The organism is Caballeronia temeraria (genome assembly GCF_001544795.2).
Lineage (GTDB): Bacteria > Pseudomonadota > Gammaproteobacteria > Burkholderiales > Burkholderiaceae > Caballeronia > Caballeronia temeraria.
Genome location: NZ_FCOI02000043.1, coordinates 41,769 through 52,798, shown reverse-complemented (window position 1 = coordinate 52,798; position 11,030 = coordinate 41,769). Strand labels below are relative to the sequence as shown.

Annotated in this window: 10 protein-coding genes and 2 pseudogenes; 4 read left to right on the top strand and 8 right to left on the bottom strand. The window is 55.2% G+C overall.

What is annotated here, in order from left to right:
- The first annotated feature begins 144 nt into the window (after positions 1-144).
- Positions 145-750, top strand: coding sequence for a LysR family transcriptional regulator (locus AWB76_RS43150; RefSeq protein WP_374729971.1), 606 nt, complete (start codon positions 145-147; stop codon positions 748-750).
- Positions 644-973, top strand: a complete 330-nt coding sequence (locus tag AWB76_RS43145; protein WP_374729973.1) for a type 2 periplasmic-binding domain-containing protein — start codon at positions 644-646, stop codon at positions 971-973. Before AWB76_RS43150 ends, AWB76_RS43145 begins: the two co-directional genes overlap by 107 nt.
- On the opposite strand, the gene AWB76_RS42785 is transcribed toward AWB76_RS43145, so the two are convergent.
- Together AWB76_RS42785 and AWB76_RS42440 are read right to left on the bottom strand one after the other, a co-directional pair.
- Positions 916-1,440, bottom strand: coding sequence for a recombinase family protein (locus tag AWB76_RS42785; protein ID WP_279616469.1), 525 nt, complete (start codon positions 1,438-1,440; stop codon positions 916-918). The two genes, AWB76_RS43145 and AWB76_RS42785, sit on opposite strands and share 58 nt — an antisense overlap.
- Positions 1,437-1,808 carry a recombinase family protein gene (locus AWB76_RS42440; RefSeq protein WP_279616468.1) on the bottom strand — a complete coding sequence of 124 codons (372 nt, stop codon included), beginning with the start codon at positions 1,806-1,808 and terminating at the stop codon, positions 1,437-1,439. Before AWB76_RS42440 ends, AWB76_RS42785 begins: the two co-directional genes overlap by 4 nt.
- Before the next feature lie 352 nt (positions 1,809-2,160).
- Here AWB76_RS42440 and AWB76_RS34660 point away from each other — a divergent pair.
- Together AWB76_RS34660 and AWB76_RS43140 are read left to right on the top strand one after the other, a co-directional pair.
- Positions 2,161-2,814 (top strand): annotated as a pseudogene (locus tag AWB76_RS34660) (reverse transcriptase domain-containing protein); the annotation flags it as partial.
- 98 nt (positions 2,815-2,912) lie between these two features.
- Positions 2,913-3,217, top strand: a pseudogene (locus tag AWB76_RS43140) (transposase); the annotation flags it as partial.
- A gap of 72 nt (positions 3,218-3,289) precedes the next feature.
- Here AWB76_RS43140 and AWB76_RS34655 read toward each other — a convergent pair.
- The 6 genes from AWB76_RS34655 to AWB76_RS34630 form a co-directional block, all read right to left on the bottom strand.
- On the bottom strand, positions 3,290-3,646 hold the full coding sequence (locus AWB76_RS34655; RefSeq protein WP_061164606.1) for a BON domain-containing protein: 357 nt from the start codon (positions 3,644-3,646) through the stop codon (positions 3,290-3,292).
- 365 nt (positions 3,647-4,011) lie between these two features.
- Positions 4,012-5,181, bottom strand: a complete 1,170-nt coding sequence (locus AWB76_RS34650) for a porin (RefSeq protein WP_374729972.1) — start codon at positions 5,179-5,181, stop codon at positions 4,012-4,014.
- A 776-nt stretch (positions 5,182-5,957) separates the two neighbouring features.
- On the bottom strand, positions 5,958-7,529 hold the full coding sequence (locus tag AWB76_RS34645) for an MFS transporter (protein WP_244173587.1): 1,572 nt from the start codon (positions 7,527-7,529) through the stop codon (positions 5,958-5,960).
- Positions 7,530-8,281: 752 nt separating this feature from the next.
- Positions 8,282-9,220, bottom strand: a complete 939-nt coding sequence (locus AWB76_RS34640) for an NAD(P)-dependent oxidoreductase (RefSeq protein ID WP_061164605.1) — start codon at positions 9,218-9,220, stop codon at positions 8,282-8,284.
- A 395-nt stretch (positions 9,221-9,615) separates the two neighbouring features.
- On the bottom strand, positions 9,616-9,963 hold the full coding sequence (locus AWB76_RS34635; protein ID WP_061164604.1) for a HopJ type III effector protein: 348 nt from the start codon (positions 9,961-9,963) through the stop codon (positions 9,616-9,618).
- A 224-nt stretch (positions 9,964-10,187) separates the two neighbouring features.
- Positions 10,188-10,988, bottom strand: coding sequence for an SDR family NAD(P)-dependent oxidoreductase (locus AWB76_RS34630; protein ID WP_063936421.1), 801 nt, complete (start codon positions 10,986-10,988; stop codon positions 10,188-10,190).
- Positions 10,989-11,030: the final 42 nt, after the last annotated feature.

Here is an 11,030-nt window from a genome sequence, read left to right as displayed (position 1 = left end):
CTCCTTGGGTCCCGGTTGATGGCGGGGCATGGAGGAAACTATAGGCCGCTCACTATCAATCGAATAGACACCAAATCCTTGATGCAGTTGTAAGCTGCGCTTGACATTGGTAGGTACTGCCGCCGACCGCCAAGGAGAGAGGTGATGCTGAGTAAGGATATCCGGGCCATCGAAATACTAGCCACAGCCGTAGAACTTGGCAGCCTTCGTCGAGCCGCGGCATCTCAAAATGTCACCGCACAGGCTGTTAGCCAGACGGTGGCGCAGCTCGAGGAATCTCTGGGGGTACGCTTGCTGCATCGCACCACACGCAGCTTGTCACTAACAGAAGAGGGGCAACAGTTACTGGACGCGACTCAGCCCGCATTAGTGGCATTCGAACGCGCATTGGCTCAGGCGCGTCTTTCAAAGGACGAAATAGCCGGTCCCTTGCGGATCGTGGGACCACGTTCCTGGTTCGCACCGGTACTGTGGCCGGTGTTTCCGCTGGCGGTGAGCCAAAACGAAAGCCTACGTCGACGCGGTCAAGTACCCAGTCGCCAATGCTGTCGTCAAGCTGTACTTCCGGCTGCACCTTCGGGTACTGCCAGCAGTACTCGTCGACCACCGTTTGATTGCGCGCCCACTTTTCGCACCGCAACTAATCATCTGCGCGTCGCCAGAGTATCTGAGCCGCTACGGCACTCCGCGGTCGCTGGACGATCTCGCTCTGCATCGATGCAGCGTTTTTCGTCATCCCGGGACAGGTAAAATCTTCCCGTGGTACGTCGACGTCGGTGGCGCAATCCAGACGCGCGAATTTCCTCCCTGTAGCTACGAACGACATAGAGCTAGAAATTCAGGCAACACTCACTGGTCAGGTAATTGGGCAAGTGTCTTCGCTATCAGCCGCCGCGCTCATCCGCGCCGGACGGCTCATTCCCATCCTGACCGAGCATGTGGCGAGCCACCTCCGCCTATATGCTTACTATGAATCTCGATCCAGTCCTGCCGGTCGGTACGCGTTGTTGAGTGCGGCTTTTTGGGCACGTCGGCACTGTGACGCTGGGCACGCACGCGCACCTGCAGGTGCTCGCGCGACTGCGTCTTGCCGAACGCGGCCCGTCCCATGTAAGCCGGGTTACGCAAGATTCCCCACACCACGCTGCGGTCCCAGTACGGCTTGCCCGACGCCGTCACAGTACCCGATTCGGTAAGGCGGCGTACCACCTCCCCTATACTCAGGCGTTCCATGCCCACCCACTGGAAGATCGCCCGCACCGTTGCAGCCTGGGGCAGTTCGATAACGTACCGGGCCGGCGTTCCGTCGAGCTGCCGGCGGATGTAGCGGTAGCCATAAGGTGCCCCGGACAGCACATTGACGCTGCCGCGTTTTGCACCATGAAGCTTGCCACGGCGGTGGCGCTCGGCGATCTTTGCCCGCTCGTATTCCGCGATCATGCCCTGCATCTGCAATAGCAGAGACTCTTCCGGCGTCGTATACCGATCGCGTGATTGAGGAACACCACGTGGACGCCGCAGCCCGAGAACTCTTCCATCAGCAGCGCCTGGTGCGCATATTTGCGCGCCAGCCGGTCTGGCGACAGGATGTACAACTGATCCGCTCCAAGCGCGGCGCAGTCCCTGAGGCGCTCCAGTTGAGGCCTAATCAGCGTCGCGCCACTCACGCCGGCGTCAATAAAACACATGTCGTCGACGATCTGCGCGCCGTCAGCCGAAATGCGCTCCTTCAATGCCGCGATCTGGCTGTCAATGGTGCCGCGTTTGCTTTGCTGTTCCGAAGATACCCGCGCGTAGAGCGCGATCATTGCGGTGCTCATTGTTTCCCCCGCCTGGTAGCCGTTCGCTTCGGTGGCGCCTGCTTCACAACCGGCTCCGGCGACGTGGTGCGTGCGTGTATCGGGCTGAGCTGCTCGTACGCCTTCTGCAACTGCTCGCCGGCAAAGCGGTTCGGCTCAAAAGCGAGACGCACGTGCCAGTGCTTGCGTCGTCCTCGTGTCATTGATGTGTCTCCCGGTCGGCGGGAGCAACGGCCTCAAGGACGAGCACCGCATCGACGTCAGGACATCCTCTGGACCACGGCGCCAGACACTCCCTTGAAATGCGCAGGCCCCATAATACTCGTGAGTTTGCTATGTTGTTGCCGGGGCTCTTTCGCCCTGCTTGGCCAACGTGTTCTTGCATTATGTTCTGGATGAATGGTTTGCCGCTGAGGTGCAACCGCGCCTTCGTGGTCCGAGCACCTTGGTTCGTTTCGCGGATGACTTTGTCGTGATACTCGCGTACAAAGACGATGCGGAGCGCGTCTTGCGGGTGCTCGGCAAGCGATTGGGCAAGTACGGACTCGACTTACATCCGGACAAAACCCAGATGATTGATTTCCGCTTCAAACCCCAATCCGGGCACGATGATCCCCAAGAGCCGCTGGCCACGACCTTCAACTTCCTCGGCTTCACTCACGTGTGGGTGACCTCGGAGAAGGGCCGGGCGATGGTGCGGCAATTGACCGCCAAAGACCGCGTCGCGCGTACGCTCAAAGCAGTCAGCCGTGTCTGCCGTGGTATGCGGACCCGGCCGCCTCGCGATCAGCACCAGCGTCTGAGTCGAATGCTTAAGGCGCACTATGCCTACTTTGGCATCAGCGGGAACTTCGAGCGCCTGGCGACTCTACAGAATCACGTCGCCCGCATCTGGCGTAAGTGGTTGTCGCGAAGGTCGAACGAACGCTCTATGCCATGGGTTGCCTTCACGAGGATACTTACCCTATTCCCGTTACCGCAGCCTCGGATTGTCCATCGTTACGCCAAACCGTGAGCGAATCTGCATGATGAGGAACCGGATGCCTTAATTGCGCTCGTCCGGATCTGTGAGGGGTGAGGGGGCGACCTCCTCGCCTACTCGGAGGCCGCCCATTGAAGAAGGATCGCGCGAGCCTGCTTGCTTTCTATTACTTCCCGGCCGACCACTGGCAGCATCTAGGAACAACAAACACGATTGAGTCGACGTTCGCAACCGTGCGCCACCGCGCTACGCGCACGCGCAACTGCGGGCCGCGACCGGCCTTCCTCGGTCTGGCATTCAAGGTGATCGAGGAAGCCGAGATACATGGCGCCGTATCAACGGCTCCGAACAGATCACGCTGTTGCTGGAAGGCACTGCCTTCAAGAACGGCGAACCGGTGCAAGACGATCAACCCGGTCAGCAGAAACTCGCCGCCAGACGTCGCCGTTCACCAACCGCTCATACACCAGGCTTACCCGTATCTCGCGGTCTCTTTGATTGGCGACAATTACTGACCGAGAGGGCGAATCGTCAAGGCGTTCTGCACGGACTTCACACCATCCACGCCTTGTGCCACTTGCGTTGCCCGATCGATCTGAGACTGCTCTGGAACCGAGCCCTGCAACATTACGGCTCCCTCCCTCGCTCGCACCGAAATATTGATGACACTGATTCCCTTCGTCCGTGCCAATGCGGTTCTCACTTTTTTCGCCAGGGCTCGATCAAGCGATTTTGCGGCCTTCGCGGCCTGCTTGTCACTAGCGTGGCTTGCAGTGCTCGCATCCCCATTTTGAGCCTGTGAACTAAATGTCGCTAGTACGATGAGCGCAGCGCATACAGTCTTGATTGCTGTCACCAGTTTCATTCCTTCTCTCCTGTGTGAATGATTTCCAAAGCTCTGCTTCAGCCTTGCCCTTATCCATTTCTCCACCTTGTGCCGCCACCGACTTTCCCGCGCCGAAATTTTCCGATTAGGTGGCGGGCACCGCACCCCGCACGCGCTACAGACCATTCCCAGCTGCTGCCCGGGTTCAGTCCGCGTTATTCCGGTAAGCCTTCTACCCTTTGATACGCCCGCCACCAACCGTGCTTGCAGACCGCGCGTACCGTCGATATATGGCAACGCTGCGCCGGACCATCTCCGCGTGTGGTCCAGTCGCCTCCCAGTAGAGGTTCGTTTGGGATCAAATCTCAGAAGACAGACAAGTTTCCACCCGACACTGTTGGCAGTCAGAACTTATGGCGAAAATCTAACCGTGCAACGAACTGACGATTGCTTGACGAGTCGCCCTGATTGGTAAAGTTTGCGACCGCTGGTGTACCGGTCGATGAAGTTCCGGATGCCTTTTGCCAACCAACGGCCGCATAAACGTCCGTTCGCTTCGATAGAAAGTAGTCCGCCAAAAAAGATACCTGATGAAAGTGTTGATTTCCAATCGTGCCACCCGCCGTGGTGCTAACACCTTTGCCAATCAAGTAGTCGTAACCGAGATTGAAAAACAGAAAAGGCGAGTATGCATATTTTATGCCGGCCTCCGCATTGTTGAAACGGGCAGTTTGTCCCGCCAACGTTCCACCAAGGTTAGCGTACTGGATGTTCGAGCCGGAGATTGCAACGGTAACGGGGCCGACCGTGTAATTTGCTGCTATTACCGCTGCCTGATATGCCGAAGCGCTCGCATAACCCTTGTTGAGAACCCCCGCTAGCACCGAAGATCCGTTCGCATTGTTGGTGAAGAATCCTTGGCCTGGCGTGGAGGACGTAGGATTCTTGAAGTATTCGAAGGCAGCACCGATCGAGGCGGCCCCGCCAATATACGATGCGCCGATTGAGTATCCGCTGTTGGCCGTTGTGTTTCCCGCCACCCCGCCCACGCTGTATTCAGCGCCGAAGCTGAACCCGCGGTAGCTCGGGCTCATGTACCGAACTGCATTGTTGACGCGAACGCTATTTGCCGTATTGTCTAGATCGCCCGGATGCGCGAAGAGTATAGAGCCCACCATTCCTGAGACCGTAATCGGCTCGGGAAAATAAAAGATCATGTCGTATTGCCGGCCGAACGTTAAGCTTCCTAAGCTGGCGCTAGTCGCACCGACGAATGCCTGCCGCCCGAACGCCGTTCCACCTTGCGCGAGGGACCCCGAATTCAGATTGATACCTGATTCTAGTGTGAAGATGGCTTTAAGTCCGCCACCCAGATCCTCGGCTCCGGTCATGCCCCAACGACTTCCGTTAATACCACCGAGCGAATCCATGGAGACACGCTTACCCCCTGCGACATTACTTTGGTACATAACTCCGTTATCGAGTATGCCGTAAAGCGTCACCGTACTCTGCGCGTGAGCTGCAGCGCCAAAGGTCGCAATGACTGCGCCGATTAAGACCTGCGTACTCTTCATTGACTTCATCCCTTCGTCTCCCATGTCATCTAAGTGGAATGTTGCTTTCGGTGCTTTCAATTTCTTCTTGAACGATCGTAAGCCGAGCTGGGTTGGTCTACCAATTTAAACGTCCCATAGGAAATAAGCGCAGGAGTGCTTTTTAACGAAGAATTGCTGGCTTACTACGACACGCGATAGCCCAGAAAACATACCCGTCTGCATTTAGGATGACGAATCGACAAGCCGATACAAAGGCGCTACGAACGTGCGCACTTGTCTCGCCATGAACAAACATATTCGAAAACTACGCTACACCCGCCTCCAATCCGTCTCGGAGCATTCTACGTCCAAGATTATCAATACTCAACCATTGCAACGGTTGATGTATACCCTAGATATCGCAAGTTATGCTAGATGTCGCCAAGCAGCAGAGCGAGAGGCCTCCGGGATATTCCAACGTCAGTCGCCAACCTCAAGGAGGTGGGCGCCAAAGCTCAGCGCGGCTTCTACGCGGTGGGGTGAGAACCCCGTCGACTCGGCGCTTTTGGTGATTCGTCAGCTTCGGCGGCTGCACCGCATTTAACTCCTCACCACCAACCGGAGTTTTCCGCTATACCTGGCCACATGATTGCCGTAGTCCACCAGAAAGGCCCTCGACCGGAGCTGTCCAGAACCGAACCCGGGCAATAAGTTCTCGCCAGTCGGGACACTGGGGCGGCGCCTTCGTCCAACAGAACGGCGCGGTCAAGCATCGTTTTCAGCAGCTAGCGGCAAAGCCGAACGACACTGAGTTTTCAAGTCGTGATCCTACTTTCTTGGGGGCCCGCTGCACCCGCCAAGCGGTACAAGCTGCGCGGTGCCGCCAACGCCACAAGTCCCGAGAGGAGCACGCAAGCTCCAAGGATGTAGGTTCCACTACGCATGGTTCCTGTCAAATCAAGCGCGACGCTTGAAACGAACGACCCCAGGATGCCCGAGAGACTCCCAATCGAAGAAATGATTGCAATGCCCGCCGCCGCTGCGGTGCCCGACAAAAATCCAGCAGGAAGCGTCCAGAAGACGGTCATCACGCCCATCAATCCAGAAAGGGCGATTGACATGAAAAGCATTGATAGAACGAGATTGTCCGAAGTATATGCGCTCATGATCAAGCCAAACCCACTGAATAAGATCGGAAGCGCGGTATGCCATCGCCGTTCCATTGATTTACGTGCGTGGGCTGCGTGCCAAACCATATAGACCGCCGAAACAGCCCAAGGCACCGCCGTAAACAATCCAACATGGAAAGTATTTTTCACACCCGCAGACTGAATGATCGTTGGCAGCCAGAATGCAAGACCATAAAAGCCTGTTCCGTACAAGACGTAAATCAGGCATAGAATCCACACTCGTACATCTTTTAGCGCGTGAGAGAATCGGTGATTGCGTTCAGCCTGTCGATTTGCTCGTTCCTCGACCACCCGAATCTTTTCATCGCTGGTCAGCCAACGAACGTTGCCCGGACGGTCAGGCAGAAATGCGAGGACAACGAGACCGAGTGCCACAGCAGGTAGCCCCTCGATGACGAACATCCATTGCCACCCACTGAATTTCATGACGCCGTTCATTGACTCGAGAACCCACCCGGAAAGTGGCGCACCGACAATCGTGGCGACAGGAAGAGCAAGGAGGAAGCCTGACAAAACGCGGCTCTGCCCGCGTGGTGCGTACCAGTAACTTAAATACAGAATGACGCCGGGGAAAAAGCCTGCTTCACAAGCGCCGAGAAGACAACGCACAATAAAAAATACCGTGGCGGATGAGAGTGCGAAAAATCCTGCGATTGGTTCAATAAATGCTACCGCTGCAGAAAAAAGTCCCCATGTTATCATGATCCGCGCAATCCAAACTCGGGCGCCCAACCTGCTAAGCAAGAGGTTGCTAGGTACCTCGAAAAGTACATAGCCCCAGAAGAATACGCTCGCTCCAAATGCATAAATGGTGTTGTTGAAGTGCAGGTCGCCTATCATCTGCAACTTCGCAACGCTGATATTAATGCGATCAAGGTAAGAGACAATGTAACAAACGAACAAAAGCGGAAGCAAGCGCCAGGCTATCTTGCGATTAATTTCCGTCACAGGGTCGCTTTTAGGTTCGGCGGATACGTCTTTGTTCCGAAACTGAGTGTTACTCTGCATCACTATGTTCCTAAAATTTCCATTAATCTTCTGGCAGGTCGCATGAACAACCTGCCTTATCGTTCGACGCGAAAAATACGACAAGCCTTTATAACCACATCCAACAGTGGCGCTCGGAAAGGAGAGTTTGAATGTTAGCTCTTGCCTGACCCCTGTAGTCTTTCGAAGAACGATGAGGTTTTCGATCATTTTCAACCTGCATGGAGCAACGTCGACAACGGGAAACGCAGGCCCCCAGGGAAACTGCACGCCCGAACTTTGCGGAAACCGGTCCGAATAGTTGTCCGCCTTCGATGATGGCGCTCGCACCGTCGGGAACAGATTCAGTGTCATAGGTCGTCACGCCAAAACGTCCAACGGCGCCGACAAATAGGCCTCTCAAGTCGCAACCGTAATTCCTGAGGCTCCTTTGAATCCATAGAACATCGCCCTTGTGCACCGGACCGGTAATACACCGTATCCAAGGCCAAGGATCTGCGCGACCATAAGACCCCCTTCAGAGGGCTGCTAGCGTTTTCAGCGCAGCTTCGCTCGCGCCCGTAAGGCCGCCTGGGATCGCAGTGCGGCTTGACCCGTTCCTTACCGTAACCGGTCGTATCTGAATGAAGGACGCCTGCGATTTGGTAGACGTTGTAGCACGCCGAGGAAATTCGACGAAAAAAAGGAACGTAGCCTTTCCACCCATGCAAACGGTTTGTCCGTGTCGGTAGACGCGATGCTCTTCAGATACCCGACACGAGCCACTTAGATGACTCTTCCGCTCGCCTAGGGATATCACGGGAGAATCCTAATAGCCAATAAATTCTAGTGCGTTTCATATCAAACCTTAGTCGTCAGCGCTGAAGCGGAGAGTCGAATGCAGCGTACTCTGAGCCAAGAGTAACTAGATCGAAAATTTACACCGTTAGGGTGGCTAACATTCAGAATCTCGATGCCTCCGCTTATTCAAAGTAGTCCGGGCCCCGAATCTCGGCGCCCTCTGTTGTACCGTCTCGAGCCTCTGTATTCTTATATGAAGCAATTGCGCGCCAATCGTTGAATGCTTCACCGCCTGCCCGCTCCATACCGGAGTTGAGCAACTCGAGCATAGGAAAGGAACCGGAGCAATCCGACGCGCACTCTTGCGCTAACCGCATATCCTTTTTCAAGATCGAAAGGAGTGAGTCGAAGGTAGATCGGGTTTCGGTCCAACTAGCGAAGGCGACCTGTGCGTCTCCTCTAGTGGCGGAGAGACTGCTTCGCCCGGAGCTGGCCTCGGCTACATCGGTGAAAGCGTCCAAGTCGATGCCGTAATCGATGGCCATCCGAAACGCTTCGGCGCTTGCCAGAAGATTGGCGCAAGCAATCATATTATTGGCAACCTTCACCACTTGCGCCTTACCAATGGCGTCGAAATAAAAAAGCTGTTTCCCTAGACATTGAAAAACAGGCGTTGCGAACGCGACATTCGCCTCGCTCCCTGCGATCAGAACCGACAACGTCCCAAGTTCCGCACGTCTCACACCACCACTCACCGGGGCATCAATGACCCGGACGTTTCTTGCGATTGCCCATTGTTCGATCGCTTTGATCGACGTTGGGCCGACCGTACTCATAATTGCAATGACCGGTCCCGGGGACCCGCCAAGTGGCGCAACAATACCGTCAGCGCCGCATACGACTGCCTCAACTTGCTTCGCTGAGGCGACTAAAACCAATACAAGGTCTACTCCCGCAAGATCGCGCGGATGAGTCGTCACTTTTACGCCAGCCGCAGCGAACGGCTTGAGTGCTTCACCGTTCACGTCGCAAACTGTCAGTTCATAGCCCGAGCCATGAATTCGTTTCGCGATGGGTGCGCCGATAGATCCCACGCCAATGACCCCGACGGACTTAATCACTCTCCTCCCCCCTCGATTGAAGTTCCAAAAAACCTACGATGAGGCAATGCGAAAAAATGGAATAAATATGGGCCATATAGCTCTACTCTTAAAACCGGGGAGCGTCAGCAAAAGGGCTAGGGACGGCCAAAGACCGTCCAAATGACTTCTGCGTTTTTCTTGCATGGACGCCCCACTTCATGCCCTCTCGGCGAGCTGCCCCACCCGATGAACGATAGGCCGCTTTGCTTCAATAGTCAACCATTGAAATGATTGCGAGAGATGGTTCGCGTGCCCAAGGGATTGCCGCGGCCCAACGTTACGGCCCCGCGCGAAGAGTGGCACCACAATTCCGGGCAGCCGATGCAAGACCGTAGCGACCTTAATGGACCTTTTCCAGGCGTTATTTTCGGCAATCAATTTTTACGCTTTAGCGCTTCGGAAGCGAACCTAACCCCTTTCCAACCGTGCTGCATAAAGTTCCGAATTGGTTCATGATCTTTTCCGGCTGGGTTTTCAAGCACATCCACCCGATAGAATGTGCCGTAGCACGAGAGAGTTTGTGGTTCGGTTAGCGCGTGCAGTTTGGCGAATGCCAAGAGCTGACAAGTTTTTACGTTTTGCCCTGCGTGATACTGTACTTCGCCGTTGGTAAAACTGACGGGAGTAAAATCATAGTTTTCCGCAATAACCTTCAACACCTCTTCGATCGTAATCGTCTCAGGCCTATTCTTGATTTGCTCCAGAAGTTCGTTTAACTGCATAGTTCTATGCTCCCATTTTATCGATAGCATGCTTTGCCTTCGCATCGCACGTTCAAAGTCGCTCGCGGTGATCGAACAAGATTCAGACGGTCTGTCAATATTCTTGTTGACTAGACGAAAAAGTCAGCCAACGAGCCATGGCTAGTCCGGTCCGGGATTTTCGGTGTTACCTCCGCGACGCCACAGTTAGCAAGACAATGTTTTGGCTTTTCCCACGTGCGTGGTCAATCCCGACGAACTCGAACTCGTGGCATCAAACTCATCAGAGTTTGACTTAGACCACCGTCCACGACGATTTCCTGCCCAGAAATGTATTTTGTACGGTCGCTCGCTAACATCACAATGACTTCCGCAACCTCTTCGGGGCGACCTTCCATCCCTACCGGGATTAGACGTCTGCGTGCCTGCGCAATCGAAGGGTCCGCGTAGGCGCCCTCAGTCGCAGGCGTGCGTATCAAACCGGGAATCACCGTATTAACGCGAACACCGTTAGACGCCAATTCCAACATTAGTACCCGCGAGAACATCGACAAAGCTGCCTTACTGATACTGTAACCGCCGCTGCACGGCATCGGATGGAGCCCTGTAATGGAGCCCACGTTTATGATGCACCCACCTCGATTCTCTTTCGCCATCTGAACGCCGAAGGCCTGCGTACAAATCAACGCTCCAGTTAAATTGACAGCGAACAAGCGATTCCAATCTTCCAGCCCGACTTTGAGCAGACTCGCTCCTGACGAGACAGCAGCATTGTTGACCAGCACATCGCACGCACCAAAACGACTGGTTATTTGTGTCACCGTGTTCCGTACATCTGCCTCCGACGAGATGTCGGCGGGAAGCGCGATCGCGCTGCCACCGGCATCAGTGATATCACGAACGACTTCAGCGGCACGCTGTTCGTTTCGGTCGATCACTCCAACATGGGATCCCGCTCGAGCGAATTGCTTTGCCGTTTCAGCTCCAATACCGCTACCAGCCCCGGTGATCACGCAGACCTTTCCTGCCAGGTCCGGGAATGTCACATCCTCTCAATTAACACGGTCATCCCACCTCTGAATAACTAC

What these genes read in the sequence shown, in the direction of transcription:
- AWB76_RS43150 (WP_374729971.1), top strand. Translation starts at nt 145, where the DNA reads ATGCTGAGTAAGGATATCCGGGCCATCGAAATACTAGCCACAGCCGTA.
- AWB76_RS42785 (WP_279616469.1), bottom strand. Translation starts at nt 1,440, where the DNA reads ATGATCGCGGAATACGAGCGGGCAAAGATCGCCGAGCGCCACCGCCGT.
- AWB76_RS42440 (WP_279616468.1), bottom strand. Translation starts at nt 1,808, where the DNA reads ATGATCGCGCTCTACGCGCGGGTATCTTCGGAACAGCAAAGCAAACGC.
- AWB76_RS34655 (WP_061164606.1), bottom strand. Translation starts at nt 3,646, where the DNA reads ATGAAACTGGTGACAGCAATCAAGACTGTATGCGCTGCGCTCATCGTA.
- AWB76_RS34650 (WP_374729972.1), bottom strand. Translation starts at nt 5,181, where the DNA reads ATGAAGAGTACGCAGGTCTTAATCGGCGCAGTCATTGCGACCTTTGGC.
- AWB76_RS34645 (WP_244173587.1), bottom strand. Translation starts at nt 7,529, where the DNA reads ATGATCGAAAACCTCATCGTTCTTCGAAAGACTACAGGGGTCAGGCAA.
- AWB76_RS34635 (WP_061164604.1), bottom strand. Translation starts at nt 9,963, where the DNA reads ATGCAGTTAAACGAACTTCTGGAGCAAATCAAGAATAGGCCTGAGACG.